Here is a 23,774-nt window from a genome sequence, read left to right on the forward strand (position 1 = left end):
GATCGGGTGGGCCCCGGGACAGGTGGGGAGGAATCGTGACGCTCGTGCGGGGAGCGTGACCGGAAGCAGGCCGTCTTCGGCGCTGTTAGGCTGGTAGCCCGTGGACCGGTGGTCGTGCCCGAGAGCGGACGAGGCCCCCGAACCGCAGCGACGGCACCCCCGGAATCTCGGGTTCGGCAGCCGGTACGTACCCCAGATCCGCTACCACGGGAGCCCCCTCTTGGCTATGCAGCCCACATCCACGACGACCAAGCACATCTTCGTCACCGGGGGTGTCGCCTCCTCCCTCGGCAAGGGTCTGACTGCCTCCAGCCTGGGTGCGCTGCTCAAGGCGCGTGGCCTGCGCGTCACGATGCAGAAGCTCGACCCCTACCTCAACGTCGACCCGGGCACGATGAACCCGTTCCAGCACGGTGAGGTGTTCGTCACCAACGACGGCGCCGAGACCGACCTGGACATCGGTCACTACGAGCGCTTCCTCGACGTCGACCTCGACGGTTCCGCCAACGTCACGACCGGGCAGGTCTACTCCCAGGTCATCGCCAAGGAGCGGCGCGGCGAGTACCTCGGCGACACCGTCCAGGTCATCCCGCACATCACCAACGAGATCAAGTCCCGGATCCGCCGCATGGCGACCGGCGACGTCGACGTGGTCATCACCGAGGTCGGCGGCACGGTCGGCGACATCGAGTCGCTGCCCTTCCTGGAGACCGTCCGCCAGGTGCGGCACGAGGTCGGCCGGGACAACGTCTTCGTCGTGCACATCTCGCTGCTGCCCTACATCGGCCCCTCCGGCGAGCTGAAGACCAAGCCGACCCAGCACTCGGTGGCCGCGCTCCGCAACATCGGCATCCAGCCGGACGCCATCGTGCTGCGCGCCGACCGCGACGTCCCCACCGCCATCAAGCGCAAGATCTCGCTGATGTGCGACGTGGACGAGACCGCCGTCGTCGCCTGCGTCGACGCCAAGTCGATCTACGACATTCCCAAGGTGCTGCACACCGAGGGCCTGGACGCCTACGTCGTGCGCAAGCTCGACCTGCCGTTCCGCGACGTGGACTGGACCACCTGGGACGACCTGCTGGACCGCGTCCACAACCCCGACCACGAGGTCACCGTCGCCCTGGTCGGCAAGTACATCGACCTGCCGGACGCCTACCTCTCGGTCACCGAGGCCATCCGGGCCGGCGGTTTCGCGAACAAGGCCCGCGTCAAGGTCGAGTGGGTCACCTCCGACGACTGCAGGACCCCGGCCGGGGCCGCCCGTCACCTCGCCGGCGTGGACGCCATCTGCATCCCCGGCGGCTTCGGCGAGCGCGGTGTCGACGGCAAAGTCGGCGCCATCCAGTACGCCCGCGAGAACAAGGTGCCGCTGCTCGGCCTCTGCCTGGGCCTCCAGTGCATCGTGATCGAGGCGGCCCGCAACATCGCCGGCATCCCGGACGCCAACTCCACCGAGTTCGACGCCGCGACCTCGCACCCCGTCATCTCCACGATGGAGGAGCAGCTCGCGTACGTCGAGGGCGCCGGAGACCTCGGCGGCACCATGCGCCTGGGCCTCTACCCGGCGAAGCTCGCCGAGGGCTCCCTCGTCCGCGAGGCGTACGCCGGCGAGCCGTACGTCGAGGAGCGCCACCGTCACCGCTACGAGGTGAACAACGCCTACCGCACGGAGCTCGAGAAGAAGGCCGGACTGGTCTTCTCCGGCACCTCCCCGGACAACAAGCTCGTCGAGTACGTCGAGTACCCGCGCGAGGTCCACCCCTACCTCGTCGCCACCCAGGCCCACCCGGAGCTGCGCTCCCGGCCCACCCGCCCGCACCCGCTCTTCGCGGGTCTGGTGAAGGCGGCCGTCGCCCGCCGGGTCGCGGCCGGCGAATCGGGCCAGTAGGGCCGAGGCATTACCGTTGACCGGGGTATCCGTCCGCAGAGGGCGGGTGCCCCGGTTTTTCGTGACGGACGTGGGAGGACGCAGATGGGCATCCAGGACAGGGCCGAGGAATGGCGGGTCACCGCCACGGTGACGCCCTTCACCGGCAACAAGACCAGCGTCCGCACCGACGACGTCGTGATGCCCGACGGCACGGTCGTGGGGCGCGACTACCAGGTGCACCCCGGCTCGGTCGCGATCCTGGCGATCGACGAGGAGGATCAGGTCCTGGTCCTGCGTCAGTACCGCCACCCGGTGCGCCACAAGCTCTGGGAGATCCCGGCCGGGCTGCTCGACGTCCCCGGCGAGAACCCGCTGAGCGCCGCCCAGCGCGAGCTGTACGAGGAGGCGCACGTCAAGGCGGACGAGTGGCGGGTCCTGGCCGACGTCTTCACCAGCCCCGGCGGCTCCGACGAGGCCGTGCGCATCTTTTTGGCCCGCGGCCTCTCCGAGGCGGTCGGCGAGCGCTTCGCGGTCTCCGAGGAGGAGGCGGACATGGAACAGGCGCGGGTCCCGCTGGCGGAGCTGGTCCGGGGCGTCCTCGCCGGCGAACTGCACAACAGCTGCCTGGTGATGGGTGTACTGGCGCTGACCGCCGCCCGCGCCGGGGACGGCGAGCGGGCGTTGCGCCCGGCCGAGGCGCCCTGGCCGGCCCGCCCGTTCGAGGCGTGATCCAGGACGTTTGCGCCGACCACCGTCCGTCGGACGATCGTACGAATCACTGATCCGATCGGGGGACGTCTCCGCCCCGCTCCGCCCCGAACGGCGGTGCCGCTGAACTAGGCTCGAAAAGTCCCGCCGGAGCTCCGGCGGACACCGGGTGCGGCGGAACGGAGCGTGGCTCGTGACGGATCAGGCGGTGGACACCAGCGGTCCGGCCCGATCGCCCGGCACCGAGGAGCCCTCCGGTGCCACCCCATCCGAACTGCTCGGCCGTCAGCGCGAGTTGAAATCTCTTCAGGAGGACATCGAGCGGGCCGGACTGGACACCATCGCCGGCCGCAAGGCGTCCCGCGCCCGGGTCCTGCTCGTCGCCGGACGGCCCGGATCCGGGCGCAGCACCCTCGCCGCCGCCTTCGCGCACACGCTGGCCGGCACGGCCCCGGCCGCCGGCTCCGCGGGCCCGTTGCCGTGGGCCGCACCCGGGAGGGGGACCGGCGACTACCCGGACGGCGTCCTGCGCGTCTGCCTGACCGATCCCGGCGGCGCCCGGGTGCCCGCGGTCCGCACCGCTCGCGAGATCCTCGGCCTGCTCTCCCTCGCCTCCCCACCCGGCGCGGACGCCGACGAACTGACCGGGATGGTCCGTGAGGCCCTCGCCGTGCGCCGGCTGGTGCTGGTCCTCGACGACGCCGTGGACGCCGAGCAGGTCGACCCGCTCCTCCCCGACGGGCCCGGCGTCCTCGTGCTGGCCACCGCGACCGGCCCGCTGACCGGCGTCGCCGACGTCCGCCCCTGCACCATCGGGGGACTGGACACCGGCTCCGCCGTACGCCTCCTCGCCCGGGTGGTCGGACAGGTGCGGATCACCGTGGACCCCCTGACCGCCGAGACCCTGGTGGAGGAGTGCGGCGGCCTGCCCGCCGCCCTGCTGCTGGTCGCGGGATGGATCGCGGCCCGGCCGACCGCCTCCGTCGCCGACGCCACCGCGCACCTGCGGCGGACCCCCGAGGACACCGACCAGCCGGTGGACGCCCGCCCGCTGGCCCGCGCCTTGCGGATGGCCCACGACTCCCTGCTGGAGACCCCCGCCCGGATACTGCGCCTGCTCGCGCTCGCGCCCGCGGGGCTCGCCGACGCGCACACCGCCTCCGCGCTGGCCGGCTGCTCCGTCTCCGCGGCCCGCCGGACGCTGGACGACTTCGTCGCCCTCGGCCTGCTGCGCAAGGACGGTGCCGCCGAGCCCCTGTACGAGGTGCCCGGCTGCCTGGCGCCACTGCTGCGGGCCCTGCTGGAGGAGCGCGACCGCCCGGCCGAGACCGGACTGGCCCGGGCGCGGATGCTGGAACGCACCGTCCGGCTGCTGCACTCCTGCGGGGCCGTCACCGAGCCGGAGGGCTCCCCGGCCCGCCGCACGCTCGCCGGGCTGCCCAGGGCGCTGCGCTTCGCCGGTCCGGAGGAGGCCGCGCTCTGGCTGCGTGTCCGGCTCCCCTCGCTGGTGGCCGCCGCCCGGATGGCGGTGGCCGACGGCGAGCTCGACACCCTCGCCCGCCGCCTGATCGCCGCACTGGTACGGGCGCTCGCGGCGCACTGGGGCACGGAGGCGGCGGCGCCCGAGCTCTACGGACTCCACGGTCTGGTCCTCGACGTCGCGGAGCGCCGGGGGCTGGCCCGGGAACGCGCCGCCGCCCTGCTCAACCTCGCCGACCTCGACGCGGGAACCGGCCGCACCCGCGCCGCCCTGGCCCGCTACCGCGCAGCCCTCGACGCGGGGCGGGAGGCGAAGGACCTCTACGCCACCGGCCGCGCCATGGAATCCGTGGGAGGCGCCCACGCCGAACTGGGGGACTACCCGCGCGCTTCCGACTGGTACGGCCGGGCGCTCGCGCAGCGCCTCGCCCAGGGCGACCGGGAGGGCGAGGCCCGGCTGTACGGGCGTCTCGGAGCGGTGCACGCCTACGCCGGGCGGTACGGCGAGGCGCTGCGCAACTGGCGCGCCGCCGCCTCCGGCCACCGCAGGCTCGGTGACCTCCCCTCCCAGGCCCGGGCGCTCAGCGAGGCCGCGCGGGTCCAGGAGTACGCGGGCCGCCCGCACGATTCGCTGCGCACCTGCCGGGAGGCCGTCGACCTCGCCCGGCAGGCCGAGGACGTGCGGCTGCAGGCGGCGCTGGAGCTCCGGCTGGCCGACACCCTGGACCGGCTCGGGGACCCCGCGGCGGCGTCCCTGCACCGCGCGACGGCGCAGAGGCTGCTGGGAGAGGGGGGAGCAGCCGAAAAAACCTGCGAAACAAATGGCGTCCCGGTCGAAAGTTAGTTCTTTGCAAGGCTAGACAGAGGGAAGTCCTTCATTAGACTGGTTCCGCCGCACACCTCCGCGGCGCCTCCAGTGATGAGGTACAAGTCCGCGCGCATCCGTGCATGCCGGTGTTTCCCCACCGCGTCGTCCGTACGGGTGCCCGGCGTCCCTCCGAGCCAAGGACCGTGATCGACGTGAAGGTCGGCATCCCCCGCGAAGTCAAGAACAACGAGTTCCGGGTGGCGATCACGCCCGCCGGAGTCCACGAACTCGTCCGTCACGGCCACGAGGTGGCCGTCGAGCGGAACGCCGGCGCCGGCTCGTCCATCCCCGACGAGGAGTACGCCGCCGCGGGCGCACGGGTCCTGCCCACCGCCGACGAGGTCTGGGCCTTCGCCGACCTGCTGCTCAAGGTCAAGGAGCCGGTCGCCGAGGAGTACCACCGCCTGCGCAAGGGCCAGACCCTCTTCACCTACCTCCACCTCGCCGCCTCCCGCGCCTGCACCGACGCGCTGCTGGAGTCCGGCACCACGGCCATCGCGTACGAGACCGTCGAGACCGCCAACCGCGCGCTGCCGCTGCTCGCCCCCATGTCCGAGGTCGCGGGCAGGCTGGCCCCGCAGGTCGGCGCGTACCACCTGATGCGGTCGGCGGGCGGGCGCGGCGTCCTGCCCGGAGGTGTCCCCGGCACGGCCGCCGGCAGGGCGGTCGTCATCGGTGGCGGCGTCTCCGGCTGGAACGCGACGCAGATCGCCGTGGGACTCGGCTTCCATGTGACTCTGCTCGACAGGGACGTCCACAAACTCCGCGAGGCCGACAAAGTCTTCGGCACCCGGGTGCAGACGGTGGTCTCCAACGCCTTCGAACTGGAGAAGGCGGTCGTCGGGGCGGACCTCGTCGTCGGTGCCGTCCTCATCCCGGGCGCGAAGGCCCCGAAGCTGGTCACCAACGAGCTGGTCGCGAAAATGAAGCCCGGAAGTGTTCTTGTCGACATTGCGATCGACCAGGGCGGCTGCTTCGAGGACTCGCACCCGACCACCCACGCCGAACCGACCTTCACGGTCCACGACTCGGTGTTCTACTGCGTCGCGAACATGCCCGGTGCCGTCCCGAACACCTCCACCTACGCCCTCACCAACGCCACGCTTCCGTACATCGTCGAGCTGGCGAACCGGGGCTGGGTCGAGGCTCTGCGCCGCGACGCCGCCCTGGCCAAGGGCCTCAACACCCATGACGGACAGGTCGTTTACCGCGAGGTGGCGGAAGCGCACGACCTCCCGCACGTCGAGCTGAGCGCTCTCGTCGGCTGACGCGCGCCGACCCCGTCCCGTCAATCCCGCGCCTGCGGCCGGACCTTGTCGCCCGAGGTCCGGCCGCAGGCGCGATGGGCGTTCTGAGACCTATGGGCAACTCGCCTCTTCCATGAGCCTTTACCCGATTCGAACCCCCGCGAAATGCGCGCCTTGCTCCCTGTGCACCCTTGACAGGGGGGTGTTCGATTGCCGACACATCGGGCCGGGTCCGGCGGATTGTGTTGCTGCGGAGCGGTGACACGCCATAGAGTCGCCCATCGTCGGCATGGTGCCACGCTGACCTATCGATAAGTTTCCTGGTCGCATCCAAGGAGGTAAGACGACTTGTGAATGAGTCGACATTTACTCCCGGGGGTGGTCAACCAGGGATGCCCGCACGGGGTCAGGGCCCGAACGGGCTCAGAGCTGTCGGCTCCGTCGCGGTCCGCACCTTCGCGACCCACCAGCACATGACGACGCCCCCCCAGATGATGGACGGCCTACACGTGAACGCCATGGCCGGCAACGAGAGTGGCCGCGACACCGCCCACCTCGCCGACTTCGCCGAGATGCCCGAGGGGCACTTCTACGACCCCGACGCCGAGTACGAACCCGATCCGGAGTACGCGGCCACACTCGCCCCCGACGCGGCGCGCCAGCGCCGTGAACGGATCGGCCCGACCGGGCGCCCGTTGCCCTACTTCCCGATCCCGGGACCCCTCACCGAGCACGGTCCCGCCAAGATCATCGCGATGTGCAACCAGAAGGGCGGGGTGGGCAAGACCACCTCGACCATCAACCTGGGCGCCGCGCTCGCCGAGTACGGACGACGCGTCCTGCTCGTCGACTTCGACCCGCAGGGCGCCCTCTCGGTCGGCCTGGGCGTCAACCCGATGGAGCTGGACCTCACCGTCTACAACCTGCTCATGGAGCGGGGCATGACGGCCGACGAGGTGCTGCTGAAGACGGCGGTCCCCAACATGGACCTGCTGCCCAGCAACATCGACCTCTCGGCCGCGGAGGTGCAGCTCGTCAGCGAGGTGGCCCGCGAGTCGACCCTCCAGCGTGCGCTCAAGCCGCTGATGGCCGACTACGACTACATCGTGATCGACTGTCAGCCCTCGCTCGGCCTGCTCACCGTGAACGCCCTGACGGCCGCTCACAAGGTGATCGTCCCGCTGGAGTGCGAGTTCTTCGCGCTGCGCGGAGTGGCCCTGCTCACGGAGACCATCGAGAAGGTCCAGGAGCGGCTCAACCCCGAGCTGGAGCTCGACGGCATCCTCGCCACGATGTACGACTCCCGCACGGTGCACAGCCGCGAGGTCCTCGCGCGTGTCGTGGAGGCCTTCGACGACCACGTCTACCACACGGTCATCGGGCGCACGGTGCGCTTCCCGGAGACCACGGTCGCCGGTGAGCCCATCACCACCTACGCCTCGAACTCGGTCGGCGCCGCAGCCTACCGACAGCTCGCCAGGGAGGTGCTCGCCCGGTGTCACGCCGAGTGAGTCTGCCCGGTGCCGACGAACTGTTCCGCACCACGGGGGGCATGGGACTGCAGTCCTCGTCCCCGGCGGAGCGGCGGCGCAAGGCGAACGGCGAGGCACGCGTTCCCGCTCCCGCCGGGGAAGGCGACCCGGCGTCGTCCTCCCCGGCGGGCGGCGGCGCCGCACCCGAGCGGCCCGCGGGCCGACCGGAGCAGGCCGAGGGCGGCCCCGAGGGCGCGGCGGCGGCGCGGAACGGATCCGGACCCCAGGGCCGGCCACCGGTCCCGGAGCAGGCGGCAGCGCCCCAGCCGCAGCGCGGACGCGGCGGCGGCCAGGGCAGGGGCGCCAACCGGCGCCCCAGCGGCCGGGAACGGCACGACGAGAAGATCACGGTCTACGTCTCCGCCGAAGAGCTGATGGACCTCGAACACGCCAGGCTCGTCCTGCGCGGCGAACACGGCCTCGCCGTCGACCGCGGACGCATCGTCCGCGAGGCGGTCGCCGTCGTCCTGGCGGACCTGGAGTCGCGCGGCGACGCGAGCATCCTCGTACGGCGGCTGCGCGGCCGCTGAGCGGTCCGCCGCGGGTAGCCTGCCCGGGAGGGCCGCACGCCCCGCCGACCGCCCCGCGCGACCGGCTCCCGCCGCCCGCACCCTGCCGGGCACCCGGACGCCGGGGGCCCGCACGACCGCCCGGTACGGCCGGTCCACCGCCCGCCGTACACCTGGACTGCGTTTGCCCACGACCGACGACCCCGCCGCCCCGCGCCGCCGTGCCCTGGGGCGCGGCCCCCGGGAGGTTCCGGCGGCGGACGCCGACGCGGCCCCGCCCCCCGATCCCGCCGAGCCCTCCAGGGCGCCCGGGACGCCGTCCTGGGCGGCCCAGGACGGCGCCGGGGCTCCCCGGTCGCCCCGGTCGCCCGCCGCGCCTCCTGAGGGCCCTGCGGCGACGCCGGAGGACGGCAGGCGGTTCACCGTACGGCTGGCGAACTTCGAAGGCCCCTTCGACCTGCTGCTCCAGCTGATCACCCGGCACCGGCTGGACGTGACGGAGGTGGCGCTCTCCCGGGTCACCGACGAGTTCATGGCCCACATCCGCGCGATGGGGGCGGAGTGGGACCTCGACCAGACCACCGAGTTCCTGGTGGTCGCCGCGACCCTGCTCGACCTCAAGGCCGCCCGGCTGCTGCCCACCGCCGAGGTGGAGGACGAGGCCGACCTCGCTCTCCTGGAGGCGCGCGACCTGCTCTTCGCCCGGCTGCTCCAGTACCGGGCGTACAAGCGCGTCGCGGACATCTTCAGCGAGCGGCTCGACGCGGAATCGCGCCGCTTCCCCCGTACGGTCGGGCTGGAGCCGCACCACGCGGCCCTGCTGCCGGAGGTGGTCCTCAGCATCGGCCCGGAGGGGTTCGCACGGCTCGCCGCCAAGGCCATGCAGCCCCGGCCCGAGCCGCAGGTGTACGTGGACCACATCCACGCCCCCCTGGTCAGCGTGCGCGAGCAGGCGGGGATCGTGGTCGCGCTGCTGCGGAAGTCGGGCGGGGCGAGCTTCCGGGAACTCACCGAGGACGCGGCGGACACCCTCACGGTGGTGGCCCGCTTCCTCGCGCTCCTGGAGCTGTACCGGGAGAAGGCGGTCGCGCTGGACCAGGAGGAGGCGCTCGGCGAACTCCTCGTGCGGTGGTGCGGCGAAGAGGGTGCGCAGCCGGTGGTGACGGACGAGTTCGACCGGGAAACGCGGCCGGACGCGGAGGAGGACGAGGAGCCATGAGCGGGTTCGGCGCATTCGACGGGACCGGCACGGCCGTGGACGGACCGACGCACGGGGGCGCACCGGGGCGCGGCGGAGCACGGGCCCGCGAGCACGCGGGGGAGAGCGGAGGCGGCGCGGAGCCCGCCGGGTCCGGGGGCGTCGCGGAACTCGAGCTGAAGCCCGCCCTGGAAGCGGTTCTGATGGTGGTGGACGAGCCGGCCACCGAGGAACACCTCGCCAAGGTCCTCCAGCGGCCTCCGAGAGCCGTGGCCCTCGCGCTGCGGGAACTGGCCGACGAGTACACCGCCCAGCGCCGCGGATTCGACCTGCGGCTCGTGGCGGGCGGCTGGCGGTTCTACAGCCGGACCGCGTACGCGGAGGCGGTCGAGGGCTTCGTCCTGGACGGCCGGCAGGCCCGTCTCACCCAGGCGGCACTGGAGACCCTGGCGGTGGTCGCGTACCGCCAGCCGGTCAGCCGTTCGAGGGTCTCGGCGGTGCGCGGAGTGAACTGCGACGGGGTCATGCGGACCCTCCTGCAGCGTGCTCTGGTGGAGGAGGCGGGGACGGAACCCGAAACAGGTGCGATCCTGTACAGGACGACGAACTACTTTCTGGAGCGTATGGGCCTGCGTGGTCTGGACGAGCTCCCGGAACTCGCTCCCTTCCTCCCGGAGGCGGACGCGATCGAGGCTGAGACGCTAGAGGGTGTGCCGTCGTTCGATCCGGACGCACCGGACACCCCGGATACTCACGCAGACGACAAGACGGAATTTTGATGCGAAGCAGTGGCAGTAACAGCGGAAGCGGCAGCAGCGGCGGCGGCAACCGGAACCCCCGGGGCGGCAGCGGCGGCTCCTTCCGGTCCAACTCCCAGGGCGGTGGCCAGGGCGGCCGCGGCCAGGGCGGTGGCGGCCAGGGCGGCCGCGGCCAGAGCGGTGGACAGGGTGGTCGCGGCCCGGCCCAGGGCGGCCAGGGTGGTCGCGGCCAGGGCGGTCGCGGGCCGGCCCAGGGCGGTCGCGGCCAGGGCGGTCGGGGGCCCGCGCAGGGCGACCAGGGCCGCGCGGGGCGCGACGACCAGCAGGAGCAGCGTCCGCGCCGCCCCCGCCCGGAGGAGCGCCGTTACGACGTGGGCCCCTCGACCAGTTCGTCGGGCGCGGGTGACAGCGAAGCCCGCAAGGGCCGCGGCGCCTCGGCGCGCGGCGGCGCCAAGGGTGGCCCGAAGGCCCCTCTGCCGGGCAACGCCCGCGGCGGGTTCCGGCGCGGCCCCTCGGGCCAGGCCAGGCCGCGCGAGCTGGACGCGAAGATCGAGCAGCGCAACCGCGACCGGTACGCGGACAAGCCGGACTTCAAGGTCGTCAGGACCCACCCGGGCGCCGAGCAGGAGGGCGAGCGGCTGCAGAAGATCCTCGCCCGTGCCGGCATGGGCTCGCGGCGGGCGTGCGAGGAGCTGATCGAGCAGTCGCGCGTCGAGGTCAACGGCGAGATCGTGCTGGAGCAGGGCAAGCGCGTCGACCCGCAGAAGGACGAGATCAAGGTCGACGGCCTGACCGTCGCGACCCAGTCGTACCTCTTCTTCGCGCTGAACAAGCCGGCCGGTGTCGTCTCCTCGATGGAGGACCCGGACGGCCGCCAGTGCCTCGGCGACTACGTCACCAACCGTGAGACGCGGCTCTTCCACGTCGGCCGGCTGGACACCGAGACCGAGGGCATCATCATGCTCACCAACCACGGTGAGCTCGCCCACCGCCTCACCCACCCGAAGTACGGCGTCAAGAAGACGTACCTCGCAGCCATCCAGGGACCGCTCCCGCGCGACCTGGGCAAGCGGCTCAAGGACGGCATCCAGCTGGAGGACGGGTACGCCCGCGCCGACCACTTCCGGGTCGTCGAGAACACCGGCAAGAACTACCTGGTCGAGGTGACCCTCCACGAGGGCCGTAAGCACATCGTCCGCCGGATGCTCTCCGAGGCCGGGTTCCCGGTCGACCGGCTGGTGCGGACGTCCTTCGGGCCGATCCCGCTGGGCGACCAGAAGTCCGGCTGGCTGCGCCGCCTGACCAACACCGAGGTCGGCATGCTGATGCGCGAGGTCGGCCTGTAGGTCCCCGGTCCTCGAAGGCCCGCGGCCCCTTCCGTCCGGAAATTCGGACGGAAGGGGCCGCGGGCCTTCCGCATGCCCCCGTCCACCTTTATAGTCAAGATGACTATTAAGGAGGCGGGCATGAGTCTCGCGGATGTCCTCGATCCCCTGCAGGAGCCCTTGTTCACCTGGCTGGACACCCCGGTCAGCTGGACCGAGGTGCTCGGCTTCGGCAGCGGGGCCCTCTGCGTCTGGCTGGTGGTGCGCCAGCACCTGGCCAACTGGCCGGTCGGCATCGCCAACAACCTCTTCTTCGTCCTGCTGTTCACGCAGTCCGGCCTCTACGCCGACGCCGGACTCCAGATCGTCTTCATCGCCCTCGCCGCGTACGGCTGGTGGACCTGGACCCACGGGGGTGGACCAGGGACACCCACCCTGCCGGTGCGCTCCACTCCGCGCGCCGAAGGGGTCCGGCTGCTCGCGGCGGGGGTGGTGGGGACCCTCGCGCTGACCCTCCTGCTCTCCCGCGCCACCGACTCCACCGTGCCGTTCTGGGACGCGCTGACGACCTCGCTCTCCCTGACGGCGACATACGGGCAGTGCCGCAAGCGGGTCGAGTCCTGGTGGCTGTGGATCACCGCCGACCTCGTCTACATCCCGCTCTACGCCTACAAGGACCTCTACCTGACCTCACTGCTGTACGTCGGCTTCCTCGCGCTCTGCGTGGCCGGACTGCGCTCCTGGCGGCGCGACATGGCGGCGGGCGCGGATCCGGCGGACACCACCGGCCGCCCGGCCGGGCGCACGGGGGTGACGGCGTGAGGAAGTACGCCCACGGCCTGGTCCTCGGCAAGTTCTACCCGCCGCACGCCGGCCACCACCACCTCGTCCGTACCGCGCAGGACCGCTGCGAGCGGCTGACCGTCCTGGTCTGCGCCGCCGGGGTGGAGTCGGTGCCGCTCGCCGACCGGGTGGCCTGGATGCGTGAGACCCACCCCGCCGCCACGGTCGTGGGGGCCGTCGACGACATACGGATGGACGTCCACGACCCGGCGGTCTGGGACGCGCACATGGCCGTGTTCACCGCCGCCGTCCCCGAGCGGGTCGACGCCGTCTTCTCCTCGGAGGCGTACGGCGACGAACTCGCCCGGCGCTTCGGCGCCGAGGCCGTCTCCGTCGACCCCGGCCGCACCGTCTTCCCCGTCTCCGGCACGGCCGTCCGCGAGGACCCCGTCGCATGCTGGGACTTCCTGGAGCCGCCCGTGCGCGCCGCGCTCGCCCGCCGGGTCGTCGTCCTCGGCGCCGAGTCCACCGGCACCACCACCCTGACGCTCGCGCTGGCCGACCACTACCGGCGGCGCGGCGGGGTGTGGGCCCGCACGCGCAGCGTGCCGGAGTACGGACGGGAGTACAGCGCGCAGAAGCTCGCCGCGCTGCGCGCCGACCACCCCGGCGCCCAGTGGGAGGACGTGATCTTCACCTCCGACGACTTCCCGCTGATCGCCGCCGTCCAGAACGACCGGGAGGAGGCCGCCGCCCGGACCGGTTCGCCCGTCCTCCTCTGCGACACCGACTCCTTCGCCACCACCGTCTGGCACGAGCGGTACGTCGGGGGACGCAACCCGCGCGTCGAGGCGACCGCGGACCTCGTCGACCACCACCTGTGGCTGCTCACCGATCACGAGGGCGTCCCCTTCGAGGACGACGGGCTGCGCGACGGCGAGGAGCTGCGGCCCTGGATGACGAGCCGCTTCCGCGCCGAACTCACGCGCACCGGGCGCCGGTTCGTGGAGATCACCGGCTCCCGCGAAGAGCGGCTGGCCGCCGCCGTCGCCGCCGTCGACGAACTCCTCGCATCCGGCTGGAATTTCAACCCGCCCCTCCCGGAGCGGCGATGAACGCCGGGGCGGGCGGAGCGGGGAAGGCCCCCGAGGGGTACGACCCGTACGCCTTCACCCCGTTCGCCGTCACCGTCGATCTCGCCGTCTTCACCGTCCGCGAAGGACGGCTCCACGTGCTGCTCGTTGAACGCGGCGAGGAACCGTACCGGGGGCGCTGGGCGCTCCCCGGTGGGTTCGTCGCCCCCCGTGAATCGGCCCCGCAGGCCGCCCGCCGCGAACTGGCCGAGGAGACGGGTCTGGACGAGGACACCGTCTGCGAGGTCCACCTCGAACAACTGCGCACCTACACCGACCCGGACCGCGATCCGAGGATGCGGGTCGTCTCCGTCGCGTACACGGCGCTCCTGCCGGACCTGCCCGAACCCCGCGGCGGCGGCGACGCGGTCAGCGCCCGTTGGTGGGCGTTCGGCGAGAGGGCCACCGAGGTTCCCGGGCCCCTCGCCTTCGACCACGGCACCATCCTCGCCGACGCCCACGACCGCATCGGCTCCAAGCTCGAATACACCTGCCTGGCAACGGCGTTCTGCCCCTCCGAGTTCACCCTGGGCGAGCTGCAGCAGGTCTACGAGACCGTCTGGGGCACCCCGCTCGACCGCCCCAACTTCCGGCGCAAGGTCCTCGCCACCTCCGGCTTCGTCGAAGCCGTCGAAGGGCCGCCGCGCCGCACCGGAGGCCGGGGGAAACCCGCCGCCCTCTACCGGGCGGGCTCCGCCACCGCCCTGCACCCCCCGCTCCTGCGACCGGAAGGACGAACCCCATGACCGCCGCCACCGCAACCCGCACCAAACAGGCCGCCACCGGCTCGCTCATCGGGCTCGCCCTCGGCGACGCGCTGGGCTTCCCGACCGAGTTCGACGACGTGCCCTCCATCCTCGCCACGTGCGGTCCGTGGCGGGCGATGGAGCTGCCCCGGCGGGCCCTCGTCAGCGACGACACCCAGATGACGCTCGCCCTCGGACGGGGCATCCGCACCGCCATGGACCGGGGCCCGCTCACCGGGCCGCGGCTGGCCCGGCCGGTCCGGGACGAGTTCGTCGACTGGTACCACTCGCCGGACAACAACCGCGCCCCCGGCCGCACCTGCCTGATCGCCTGCGAGCTCCTCGACGGCGACCGCCCCTGGCAGGAAGCCAGCCAGACCGGTTCCAAGGGGTGCGGCGCCCCCATGCGGGTCGCCCCCGTCGGGCTGGTCCCCGGACTCGGCGACGACCAGCGCGCCGGGGCCGCCCAGCTCCAGGCAGCCCTCACCCACGGCCACCCCACCGCCCTCGCCGCCTCCGACCTGATGGCCCGCGCCGTCTTCCTGCTCGCCCGGGGCGCGGAACCCCTCGGCCTCGTCGGACAACTGCGCAGCTACGCGTACGAGAACCGGAGCCGCTACCACGAGCGCTGGCTCGGCGACCTCTGGCGCCACACCCACGACGCCTCCGCCCAGTCCTACGTCCAGCGCGGCTGGGACGAGTGCCTGGACGCGCTCACCCGCGTACAGGACGCACTGCGCCACCCGTCCCCGGAGACCGACCCCTGCGAGAGGACCGGTGACGGCTGGATCGCCGAGGAGGCGCTCGCGACGGCCCTCCACTGCTTCCTGCTCTTCCCCGAGGAGCCCGTCACCGCGCTGCGCCGCGCCGCCTGCACCCGGGGCGACTCCGACTCGCTCGCCTGCCTCACCGGGGCGCTCTCCGGGGCCCACCTGGGAGCGTCGGCGTGGCCCCAGGAGTGGGCCGAGCGGATCGAGTACCGGAGCGACCTGCTGTCGCTGGGAGCGCTCTGGGACTCCTGACCCGCGCACCGTGCGACGAGCGGGGCCGGGCCGGCGACCCGCGCTCAGCCGCCGCTCAGCGCCGACTTCCGGCGGGTCCGTACGAGGAACTCCTCCACCCGGGCCCGGTCCGGGCGGTCCGGCAGCGGCGACCGGTCCACGGCCGCCGCGCACTCCTCGGTCAGCCGCTCCACGCGGCGCTCCACCTCGGACCACTCCACCGCGCCCCGCTTCACCGCGAGCAGCTCCTCCCGGCGCTCGCCGACATCGGTCGTCAGCACCCCGGTGCGCAGCAGGTCACGGGCGGAGATCAGCAGCCGCAGCAGGTGCATGGCGTGCTTCCCGCGCGGCGCCCCGCGGTTGCGCGCATCGGCCTCCAGCTTCCGGCGCTGGCCCACCGCGTACCGGGTGAACGTCTCGTGCGCCCGCCGGGAGAGAAAGGCCCCCCGCAGCGCGAGGAGCTCGCGGCCGGTGTCGTCGATCCGTTCCACCAGCGGGGAGTGCAGACACTCGAGGACGTTCGGGTCGGCACGCAGCGCCAGCTCGCAGAAACGCTCCAGCTCCCACGAGAACTGCTCAGGGGCCGGACCGTCCAGGTACGTCGGAGGCTTCTCGAACCGCCAGAACGAGGCGGTCGGAGCGAGGAACACCCCGCGCCGGTCGGTGTCGCTGTCCTCGGTGGCCAGCCCGAACGCCCGTGACCCCGTCACACAGGAGTACACCGTGTGGTCGCGGACGAGGGCTGCGGCGTCAGGGCTGCTCATGGCGGGAGGTTACGCGGCGCACCGGCGGTGGCGCCCCTGGATTCTCCTTGTGGGGGTGCGGACACGGATGCCACCATCGCCGCGCCCGGGTCACCCGTCGCCCCGGAGAAGAGGGCGTCCGCACCCGGTGCGCCACCCGGGTCCGTCCGTGCCGGGGCGGAAGTGCCCCGCACCCCGCATCGTGGCGCCGTCTTCGCGCCGGGAGAAGCGACGGGAGAAGCGACGGGGCGGAGAACGCGGCCACCCGGGTGCCGCGGAGGGACGCTTCCGCCGCCGGGCCGCCCGGGCGCGTCTCACGGAGAGGAACGTCCGTCCCACGCACCGGACCGCCCTCTACTGTGACCGGAGAGCGTCGACGGGGACGAGCGGGCGTGGGAGAGCGACGTGGCGGTACGAGCGGTCGGGGGAGCGGTCCAGCCGGCCCGGGACGGGACGGCGGAGACGGACGGGGGGGTGGGCGCCCTGCCCGTCGCCGGGGAACGCGACGACCCGGGCCACGAGGACCCCGGCGGCGTCCGGTTCGCCACCGCCCCCGACCTCCGCGACGGCTTCCCGGTCACCGCGGCGCCCCGCCGGCTCGGTATCGTCGACGTCCCGCTGATCCGCGCCCGGGAACCCGACGGCGGGAGGACCCCGTCCCGGGTGGTCCGGAACCTCGCGCCCGTCGAGACCGGCCTTCCCCCGGCACGGATCCAGCACGTCCGCCCCGACTCCATCGCCGCCCTCCGCAAGGACATCGCCCAGTGAGAACCGCCCTCGTCATCGGTACCGGACTGGTCGGCACCTCCGCCGCCCTCGCTCTGGCCGGCCGCGGCATCCACGTCCACCTCGCCGACCACGACCCCGCATCGGCCCGCACCGCCGCCGCACTCGGAGCCGGTACCGAAGAGCCGCCGAAGGCGCCGGTGGACCTCGCGGTCATCGCCGTACCGCCCGCGCACACCGCGTCCGTGGTGGCCGGAGCCATGCGCGGCGGCCTCGCCCGGGGGTACCTCGACGTGGCGAGCGTCAAGGGCGGACCACGCCGCGAGCTTGAGGCGCTGGGCCTCGACCTGACCCCGTACATCGGTACGCATCCGATGGCCGGCAAGGAGCGCTCGGGCCCCCTCGCCGCCACCGGCGACCTCTTCGAGGGCCGCCCCTGGGTCCTCACCCCGACCCGCGACACCGACACCGAGGTGCTCAACCTCGCCCTGGAACTGGTCGCGCTCTGCCGCGCCGTCCCCGTGGTCATGGACGCCGACGCGCACGACCGGGCCGTCGCCCTCGTCTCGCACACCCCGCAGCTCGTCTCCTCGATGGTCGCCGCCCGCCTGGAAGAGGCCGACGAGACCGCCGTACGCCTGTGCGGGCAGGGCATCCGCGACGTCACCCGGATCGCCGCCTCCGACCCCCGGATGTGGGTGGAGATCCTCTCCGCCAACCCCGGGCCCGTCGCCGACGTGCTCGCCGGCATCGCCGCCGACCTCGACGAGACGGTACGGGCCCTGCGCGGCCTCCAGTCCGACGACGAGGACGCGCGCCGCGCGGGTACGGACGGCATCGAGGACGTCCTGCGCCGCGGCAACGCCGGCCGCGTCCGGGTCCCCGGCAAGCACGGCGCGGCCCCCGCCACCTACGAGGTCGTCGCCGTCCTCATCAGCGACAGTCCCGGCGAACTCGCCCGGATCTTCGCGGACGCCGGACGGGCCGGGGTGAACATCGAGGACGTCCGGATCGAACACGCCACCGGCCAGCAGGCGGGCCTGGTCCAGCTCATGGTCGAGCCCAGCGCCGCCGCCGTCCTCGGCGCGGCCCTCACCGAGCGAGGCTGGTCGCTCCGTCCCTGAGGCCCGACGGTGCCCCGACGCGGTCCGCAGCGCCGTCCGGTGCGGGACCCGCGCCCGTCCCGGGCCGGGGTGCGTCCGAACGGGGTACAGGTGTGGCCCCGGCACTCGGTAACCTTGGCACAGGCCGTTCCCCGGCCCGCCCGTCCCCGCCCGTGTACCAGGAAGGTGCCCACCGCCGTGGAAACCGCAAGCTCCGCAGTGATCGTCGCCATCGACGGCCCCTCCGGCACCGGCAAGTCGAGCACCTCCAAGGCCGTCGCGGCCACGCTCGGCCTGAGCTACCTGGACACCGGCGCGCAGTACCGGGCGATCACCTGGTGGATGCTGACCAACGACGTCGACGTGGACGACCCGGCCGCCGTCGCCACCGCCGCGGCCAAGCCCGTGATCGTCTCCGGCACCGACCCGACCGCCCCGACGATCACCGTCGACGGCGAGGACGCCTCCGGGCCGATCCGTACCCAGGAGGTCACCTCCAAGGTCAGCGCCGTCAGCGCGGTCCCCGAGGTGCGCACCCTGATCACGGAGCTCCAGCGCTCCATCGCCGCGGACGCCGGGCGGGGCATCGTCGTGGAGGGCCGGGACATCGGCACCACCGTGCTGCCCGACGCCGACCTCAAGATCTTCCTCACCGCATCGCCGGAGGCCCGCGCGGCCCGGCGCAGCGGCGAGCTGAAGGGCGCGGACGTCGCGGCCACCAAGGAAGCCCTGATCAAGCGGGACGCGGCCGACTCCGGCCGCAAGACCTCCCCGCTCGCCAAGGCCGACGACGCCGTCGAGGTGGACACCACCGAGCTGACCCTGGAGCAGGTCATCGAGTGCGTCGTCACCCTCGTCGAGGAGAAGCGGGCCGCGAAGTGACAGAAGCCACCCCGGCGCCCTCCCGACGCGGAGCGGCCGTGGGGCGCGGCATCGGCATCGGGCTGATGTACGGGCTGTGGAAGCCCCGGGTCCTCGGCGCCTGGCGGGTTCCGTCCGCCGGACCCGTCATACTCGCGGTGAACCACTCGCACAACATCGACGGACCGATGCTGATGGGCACCGCGCCCCGTCCGGTGCACTTCCTGATCAAGAAAGAGGCGTTCGTCGGCCCCCTCGACCCGTTCCTGCGCGGAATCGGGCAGCTGGAGGTGGACCGCACGACCGCCGACCGCACCGCCATCACCCGGGCGCTCGGCGTGCTGGCGGACGGCGGCGTCCTCGGGATCTTTCCCGAGGGCACCCGGGGCGAAGGCGACTTCGCCGCGCTGCGGTCCGGACTCGCGTACTTCGCGGTACGCGGCGGGGCGCCGATCGTCCCCGTCGCGGTCCTCGGGAGCACGGAGGCCCGCGGACGGCTGATATCCGCGCTGCCCCCGCTGCGCAGCCGCGTGGACGTCGTCTTCGGCGACGCGTTCGACGCCGGCGACGGCAGCGGGCGACGGACCCGCAAGGCCCTGGACGAGGCCACCGAGCGGATCCGGCGGAAGCTGGCCGCGCACCTGGAAGACGCCAGGCGCCTCACCGGGCGCCCGGTCAAGACCTGAGTAGTGAGCCGCGTCACGGCGGCCCATCGATGATGACGTACAGAGGAACGGACTTCATGAACGACCAGATTCACTCCGACGGCTCGGACCACGAGCACGGAGCACTTGGCGACGCCGAGTACGCGGAGTTCATGGAGCTCGCCGCGCAGGAAGGCTTCGAGCCCGAGGACATCGAGGGTGCCCTCGACGAGGCCGGAGCGGGCCCCCTGCCCGTCCTCGCCGTCGTCGGCCGCCCCAACGTCGGCAAGTCGACGCTGGTGAACCGCATCATCGGCCGCCGCGAGGCCGTCGTCCAGGACAAGCCCGGCGTCACCCGTGACCGCGTCACGTACGAGGCCGAGTGGGCCGGACGCCGCTTCAAGGTCGTCGACACCGGCGGCTGGGAGCAGGACGTGCTGGGGCTGGACGCCTCCGTCGCCGCCCAGGCGGAGTACGCCATCGAGACCGCCGACGCGGTCGTCTTCGTGGTCGACTCGACCGTCGGTGCCACCGACACCGACGAAGCCGTCGTCAGGCTGCTCCGCAAGGCCGGCAAGCCCGTCGTGCTCTGCGCCAACAAGGTCGACGGCCAGAGCGGCGAGGCCGACGCCACCGCCCTGTGGTCGCTCGGACTCGGTGAGCCCCACCCGGTCTCCTCGCTGCACGGCCGCGGCACCGGCGACATGCTCGACGCCGTGCTCGAAGCCCTCCCCGAGGCCCCGGCCCAGCGCTTCGGCACCCCCGTCGGCGGCCCGCGCCGCATCGCCCTCATCGGCCGCCCGAACGTCGGCAAGTCCTCGCTGCTGAACAAGGTCGCGGGCGAGGACCGGGTCGTCGTCAACGAGCTCGCGGGCACCACCCGTGACCCGGTGGACGAGCTGATCAACCTCGGCGGCATCACCTGGAAGTTCATCGACACGGCCGGCATCCGCCGCCGCGTCCACCTCCAGGAAGGCGCGGACTACTACGCCTCGCTGCGCACCGCCGCCGCGCTCGAAAAGGCCGAGGTCGCCGTCATCCTGATCGACTCCAGCGAGTCCATCAGCGTCCAGGACCAGCGGATCATCACCATGGCCGTGGACGCCGGACGCGCGATCGTCGTCGCCTTCAACAAGTGGGACACCCTCGACGAGGAGCGCCGCTACTACCTGGAGCGCGAGATCGAGACGGAGCTCGCACAGATCGCCTGGGCGCCCCGCGTCAACGTCTCCGCGGTGACCGGCCGGCACATGGAGAAGCTGGTCCCGGCGATCGAGACGGCCATCGAGGGCTGGGAGACCCGCATCCCCACCGGGCGGCTGAACGCCTTCCTCGGTGAGATCGTCGCCGCCCACCCGCACCCGGTCCGGGGCGGAAAGCAGCCCCGCATCCTCTTCGGCACCCAGGCGGGCACCAAGCCGCCGCGGTTCGTCCTCTTCGCCTCCGGCTTCCTGGAGCACGGCTACCGCCGCTTCGTGGAGCGCCGTCTGCGCGAGGAGTTCGGCTTCGAGGGCACCCCGATCCACATGTCGGTGCGCGTCCGCGAGAAGCGCGGCCGCAACAAGTAGCACGCGGGCCGGCACACGACGGAGCCCCGGACGCTCCCCCCGCCAGGAGGGAAGCGTCCGGGGCTCCGTCGTGTGCCGGCCGGGACCTTCGGCGGGCGGCCGGGCCTCCGCCCGGGCCGGACGGCCCGTCTCAGGGCTCCCGGGAGCCCGGTGGCAGCGCCGCCGGCTGCGGGCGCCCCGCGTGCCGGCCCACCCGCTGCCAGGCGCCCACCCCGCCGCTCTGGGCGGCCGTGCGGCCCTGCTGCGCGGCAGCGGCGGCGTGTCCGAAACTCCCCGGACGGCCGACGAGCCGGTGGGGACCGCCGAAGCTCAGGAAGCTCAGGCTCTCCTCACCGCTGCGGTCACCCGGAAGCGCCCGGAACGACCGCAGGTATTCGGAGTACAGCGCGTCGTAGATCGGGGTGGGCGACGAGCCCCCCGCGGCGTCCTTCGACGGACGCATGCCGGGGATCGGGCTCAGGTGCTGGCGGGGAGGGTCGTATGAGTGCACATGAGGGCCAACGACCCCGGCGGCCGCGGGATGCGGGCCCGGAGGAGAAATCGCCACGCGCCGGAGACCGGCGGGAGGCGTGGACACGGTCAGGTCCCGGCCAGCGGCATCGCGGCCGCGACGAGCAGACCGTTGACCGCCGCCTTGTCGAGCGCGTCCCTGAGCAGGTCCTCGCGGGGCTGCTGGCCGATCGAACCCGCCGGAGCGGCGAACACCAGGACCTGCTGCGACTTGTTCGCCGCGGCCCGCCACCCGTCGGTGACCTGGAGGGGCTGGTGGGCCTGCCACCAGGCCACGGGGGAGCCGCCGCCGGATCCCGGCTGCAGCACGGCGTGGAGCTGGCCCATGGCCAGCAGCACCGACCAGCCGGGCAGCAGCCCGGGCAGCCGCTCCAGACCGTGGGAGGAGCGGAAACCCTGCTCCAGGAGCAGCTGGAGGAACTCGTCGCCCCCGCTGCCGTCGGTGCCGGGCCGGGCGATCGGACCGGTCGGCTCGACCACCAGGGCCGGGCGGAGGTCGTCCTCGATGAGGACGAGTCCGCTGGTGATGCCGAGGACGGCCTGTTCGGGCATGAGCCCCTCCGGATTCTGCGGTTCGCTGCCGGTGATACTGCGCACCGCGCCCTGGAGCTGGTCCTCCGCGACGCGCACGACCTGGGACGGGATGCAGGAGGCGTGGGCGAAGGCCAGCACGGCCGTCTCGTCGCCCACGAACAGCACGGTGCTGGTGCGTTCCTGCTCCGAGTCGCCGGGGGTGCGGCAGGAGGTGCAGTCGTAGCTGCCCGGGGCGTTGTCGCCGACGAGCAGCCGGTCTGCTTCGGCGTCGCCGATCTCGGCGCGGACGTCCTCGCTGACGTCGAGCATGCGCGGCACGGGTGGCTCCCAGGAGTCGGTGCGTGGCCGGGCGGGTCCCGGCTCATGCAAGAACAACGGACGACCCGCCGCCCGGGTCACGCCCCGAGGCCCATCTAAAGGGGGGCGTCCGGGCGCGACGGCACCCCGGCCGCTCCGGCCGGACCCCTCGCCCCGCGGCCGGAATCCGGGCTCCCCGCCCGGTCGACGCCCCGGTACGGGGCCGCGGGGCCGCTGCGGAAGCCCGCCCGGTGCCCTCGGGCAGGGCCCCTGCTCTCCTGACACGCGTACAGCATCGGGGGCAGCGTCCGTACGATTTTCGACGGGCCGCCCGCCGGACCGGTCCGTCAGGGGGTCCGGACGGGCACCGGCGGCGGGGAGCGGTATTCGCGGACGGAAGGTGTCCGCGAGTGCTGGCAGACTCCCCGGCATGTTGGAGACCTCGGCACGACTGCTGCGCCTGCTCTCACTTCTCCAGGCCCACCGCGACTGGAGCGGCCACCAGCTGGCCGAACGCCTCGGCGTCACCCCGCGCACCGTTAGGCGCGACGTCGACAAGCTGCGCGAACTGGGCTATCCCGTCCACGCCACTCCGGGTACGGGCGGCGGCTACCAGCTCGGTGCGGGGGCGGCGTTGCCGCCGCTGCTGCTGGACGACGACGAGGCGGTGGCGGTGGTGGTCGGGCTGCGCACCGCCGCCGGCCACGGGGTCGAGGGCATCGGCGAGACCTCGGTACGCGCGCTCGCCAAGGTCGAGCAGGTACTGCCGGACCGGCTGAGCCGCCGGGTGGGCGCGCTGAGCGCCTTCACGGTGCCCATGGTGCGTGGTCCGGGGCCGGAGGGGAGCAGCGTGGACCCGGGGCTGCTGACCGAGCTCGCGGGAGCCTGCCGGGACTGCCGGCGACTCCGGTTCACCTATCGGGACCACGGCGGCGCCCAGTCGCGCCGGCACGCGGAGCCGCACCGGCTGGTGTGCGCCGAGCGCCGCTGGTACCTGGTGGCCTGGGACGTGGACCGGGAGGACTGGCGCACCTTCCGGGTGGACCGGATCACCCCGACGCCGCCGCACGGCGCCCGCTTCACCCCTCGCCCGCTCCCGGCCGAGGACCTGGCCGCCTACGTCTCCCGGGGCGTCTCGATCACCGCCTACCCGGTCAGGGGGTGGTCCGGCTGATGGTCTCCGCCGAGGAGGCGGCCACCCGGATCAGCCCTTCGGCGGGCGTGCTGGAACCGGTGGACGCCGGGAGCTGCCTGCTCACCTCGGGGGCGGTGAGTCTGGACGTGCTCGTCATCCACGTGCTGATGACGGGATTCGATTTCGCGGTGGTGGAGCCGCCGGAGCTCACCGCGCGCATCCGGGCCGCCCGTGACCTGCTGACCTCGGCCTTGCGTAGATCTGGACATTCCACATAGTGGACGCGCCGGAAGGATGTGTGGGCTTGGTGAGGGCGGATAAGGGCGGCATAAGAACTGATGAATTGCGGGGGGCGCGCACTCCGACGTGAATTCTCCGCGGAAGGAGTCCGAGCGGTTCCGTCCGGGATCCTCCGCGGAATTGCGTGCCCGCCACGGAGCGTGTGCGCGGAGCCCTGTTCCTTACCGTTCCGCGTGCGGCGGCCGACTTGTTC

Annotated in this window: 21 protein-coding genes and 1 pseudogene; 19 read left to right on the forward strand and 3 right to left on the reverse strand. The window is 73.1% G+C overall.

Features of this window, described 5'->3' with window-relative positions:
* Positions 1–226 precede the first annotated feature (226 nt).
* The 13 genes from PZB77_RS25375 to PZB77_RS25435 all read left to right on the forward strand — a co-directional run bounded on the left by PZB77_RS25375 (position 227) and on the right by PZB77_RS25435 (position 15,181).
* The gene (locus tag PZB77_RS25375; protein WP_275494935.1) at positions 227–1,891 is read left to right on the forward strand and encodes a CTP synthase; all 1,665 of its coding nucleotides are present in this window, start codon (positions 227–229) and stop codon (positions 1,889–1,891) included.
* Between the two features lie 84 nt (positions 1,892–1,975).
* The gene (locus PZB77_RS25380) at positions 1,976–2,602 is read left to right on the forward strand and encodes an NUDIX hydrolase (RefSeq protein ID WP_275494936.1); all 627 of its coding nucleotides are present in this window, start codon (positions 1,976–1,978) and stop codon (positions 2,600–2,602) included.
* A gap of 172 nt (positions 2,603–2,774) precedes the next feature.
* Positions 2,775–4,904 carry a tetratricopeptide repeat protein gene (locus PZB77_RS25385; protein WP_275494937.1) on the forward strand — a complete coding sequence of 710 codons (2,130 nt, stop codon included), beginning with the start codon at positions 2,775–2,777 and terminating at the stop codon, positions 4,902–4,904.
* Positions 4,905–5,080: 176 nt separating this feature from the next.
* Positions 5,081–6,196, forward strand: coding sequence for an alanine dehydrogenase (ald, locus tag PZB77_RS25390; RefSeq protein ID WP_275496213.1), 1,116 nt, complete (start codon positions 5,081–5,083; stop codon positions 6,194–6,196).
* 371 nt (positions 6,197–6,567) lie between these two features.
* Complete coding sequence (locus PZB77_RS25395; RefSeq protein ID WP_275494938.1) at positions 6,568–7,686, forward strand: ParA family protein; 1,119 nt, start codon at positions 6,568–6,570, stop codon at positions 7,684–7,686.
* Positions 7,683–8,237, forward strand: a complete 555-nt coding sequence (locus PZB77_RS25400) for a hypothetical protein (protein ID WP_275496214.1) — start codon at positions 7,683–7,685, stop codon at positions 8,235–8,237. The genes PZB77_RS25395 and PZB77_RS25400 overlap by 4 nt, the downstream gene beginning before the upstream one ends.
* Positions 8,238–8,400: 163 nt before the next feature.
* Positions 8,401–9,435 carry a ScpA family protein gene (locus tag PZB77_RS25405; RefSeq protein ID WP_275494939.1) on the forward strand — a complete coding sequence of 345 codons (1,035 nt, stop codon included), beginning with the start codon at positions 8,401–8,403 and terminating at the stop codon, positions 9,433–9,435.
* Entirely contained in the window at positions 9,432–10,193 is a 762-nt protein-coding gene (gene scpB, locus PZB77_RS25410) for an SMC-Scp complex subunit ScpB (RefSeq protein WP_275494940.1), read from the forward strand. Before PZB77_RS25405 ends, scpB begins: the two co-directional genes overlap by 4 nt.
* Entirely contained in the window at positions 10,193–11,518 is a 1,326-nt protein-coding gene (locus PZB77_RS25415) for a pseudouridine synthase (RefSeq protein ID WP_275494941.1), read from the forward strand. The genes scpB and PZB77_RS25415 overlap by 1 nt, the downstream gene beginning before the upstream one ends.
* Positions 11,519–11,638: 120 nt before the next feature.
* Entirely contained in the window at positions 11,639–12,319 is a 681-nt protein-coding gene (gene pnuC, locus PZB77_RS25420) for a nicotinamide riboside transporter PnuC (RefSeq protein WP_275494942.1), read from the forward strand.
* A complete protein-coding gene (locus PZB77_RS25425) occupies positions 12,316–13,395 on the forward strand; it encodes an AAA family ATPase (RefSeq protein ID WP_275494943.1) in 1,080 nt (359 codons plus the stop codon). The genes pnuC and PZB77_RS25425 overlap by 4 nt, the downstream gene beginning before the upstream one ends.
* Positions 13,392–14,159, forward strand: coding sequence for an NUDIX domain-containing protein (locus PZB77_RS25430; protein WP_275494944.1), 768 nt, complete (start codon positions 13,392–13,394; stop codon positions 14,157–14,159). The genes PZB77_RS25425 and PZB77_RS25430 overlap by 4 nt, the downstream gene beginning before the upstream one ends.
* Positions 14,156–15,181, forward strand: coding sequence for an ADP-ribosylglycohydrolase family protein (locus PZB77_RS25435; RefSeq protein WP_275494945.1), 1,026 nt, complete (start codon positions 14,156–14,158; stop codon positions 15,179–15,181). The genes PZB77_RS25430 and PZB77_RS25435 overlap by 4 nt, the downstream gene beginning before the upstream one ends.
* A gap of 44 nt (positions 15,182–15,225) precedes the next feature.
* Here PZB77_RS25435 and PZB77_RS25440 read toward each other — a convergent pair whose 3' ends face one another.
* Complete coding sequence (locus PZB77_RS25440) at positions 15,226–15,924, reverse strand: nucleotidyltransferase domain-containing protein (RefSeq protein WP_275494946.1); 699 nt, start codon at positions 15,922–15,924, stop codon at positions 15,226–15,228.
* A gap of 384 nt (positions 15,925–16,308) precedes the next feature.
* Here PZB77_RS25440 and PZB77_RS25445 point away from each other — a divergent pair, with 384 nt between their 5' ends.
* The 5 genes from PZB77_RS25445 (at position 16,309) to der (ending at position 20,805) form a co-directional block, all read left to right on the forward strand.
* The gene (locus PZB77_RS25445) at positions 16,309–16,671 is read left to right on the forward strand and encodes a chorismate mutase (protein WP_275494947.1); all 363 of its coding nucleotides are present in this window, start codon (positions 16,309–16,311) and stop codon (positions 16,669–16,671) included.
* On the forward strand, positions 16,668–17,753 hold the full coding sequence (locus tag PZB77_RS25450) for a prephenate dehydrogenase (protein WP_275494948.1): 1,086 nt from the start codon (positions 16,668–16,670) through the stop codon (positions 17,751–17,753). The genes PZB77_RS25445 and PZB77_RS25450 overlap by 4 nt, the downstream gene beginning before the upstream one ends.
* A 165-nt stretch (positions 17,754–17,918) precedes the next feature.
* Positions 17,919–18,614, forward strand: coding sequence for a (d)CMP kinase (gene cmk / locus PZB77_RS25455; RefSeq protein WP_275494949.1), 696 nt, complete (start codon positions 17,919–17,921; stop codon positions 18,612–18,614).
* Positions 18,611–19,279, forward strand: a complete 669-nt coding sequence (locus tag PZB77_RS25460; protein WP_275494950.1) for a lysophospholipid acyltransferase family protein — start codon at positions 18,611–18,613, stop codon at positions 19,277–19,279. Before cmk ends, PZB77_RS25460 begins: the two co-directional genes overlap by 4 nt.
* 56 nt (positions 19,280–19,335) lie before the next feature.
* On the forward strand, positions 19,336–20,805 hold the full coding sequence (gene der / locus PZB77_RS25465) for a ribosome biogenesis GTPase Der (RefSeq protein WP_275494951.1): 1,470 nt from the start codon (positions 19,336–19,338) through the stop codon (positions 20,803–20,805).
* A 130-nt stretch (positions 20,806–20,935) separates the two neighbouring features.
* Here the strand turns inward: der and PZB77_RS25470 are convergent, their stop codons facing one another.
* Positions 20,936–21,247, reverse strand: coding sequence for a hypothetical protein (locus PZB77_RS25470; protein ID WP_275494952.1), 312 nt, complete (start codon positions 21,245–21,247; stop codon positions 20,936–20,938).
* A 137-nt stretch (positions 21,248–21,384) separates the two neighbouring features.
* Entirely contained in the window at positions 21,385–22,167 is a 783-nt protein-coding gene (locus PZB77_RS25475) for a hypothetical protein (protein ID WP_275494953.1), read from the reverse strand.
* Between the two features lie 409 nt (positions 22,168–22,576).
* Here PZB77_RS25475 and PZB77_RS25480 point away from each other — a divergent pair.
* Positions 22,577–23,559, forward strand: a pseudogene (locus tag PZB77_RS25480) (YafY family protein).
* Positions 23,560–23,774: the final 215 nt, after the last annotated feature.

Source organism: Streptomyces sp. AM 2-1-1 (genome assembly GCF_029167645.1).
Classification (GTDB): Bacteria; Actinomycetota; Actinomycetes; order Streptomycetales; family Streptomycetaceae; genus Streptomyces.

Coding starts and splice junctions, on each gene's coding strand:
- PZB77_RS25380 (WP_275494936.1), top strand. CDS start 1,976: ATGGGCATCCAGGACAGGGCCGAGGAATGGCGGGTCACCGCCACGGTG.
- der (WP_275494951.1), top strand. CDS start 19,336: ATGAACGACCAGATTCACTCCGACGGCTCGGACCACGAGCACGGAGCA.
- pnuC (WP_275494942.1), top strand. CDS start 11,639: ATGAGTCTCGCGGATGTCCTCGATCCCCTGCAGGAGCCCTTGTTCACC.
- PZB77_RS25375 (WP_275494935.1), top strand. CDS start 227: ATGCAGCCCACATCCACGACGACCAAGCACATCTTCGTCACCGGGGGT.
- PZB77_RS25440 (WP_275494946.1), bottom strand. CDS start 15,924: ATGAGCAGCCCTGACGCCGCAGCCCTCGTCCGCGACCACACGGTGTAC.
- scpB (WP_275494940.1), top strand. CDS start 9,432: ATGAGCGGGTTCGGCGCATTCGACGGGACCGGCACGGCCGTGGACGGA.
- PZB77_RS25435 (WP_275494945.1), top strand. CDS start 14,156: ATGACCGCCGCCACCGCAACCCGCACCAAACAGGCCGCCACCGGCTCG.
- PZB77_RS25415 (WP_275494941.1), top strand. CDS start 10,193: ATGCGAAGCAGTGGCAGTAACAGCGGAAGCGGCAGCAGCGGCGGCGGC.
- PZB77_RS25470 (WP_275494952.1), bottom strand. CDS start 21,247: ATGCGTCCGTCGAAGGACGCCGCGGGGGGCTCGTCGCCCACCCCGATC.
- PZB77_RS25430 (WP_275494944.1), top strand. CDS start 13,392: ATGAACGCCGGGGCGGGCGGAGCGGGGAAGGCCCCCGAGGGGTACGAC.
- PZB77_RS25395 (WP_275494938.1), top strand. CDS start 6,568: ATGCCCGCACGGGGTCAGGGCCCGAACGGGCTCAGAGCTGTCGGCTCC.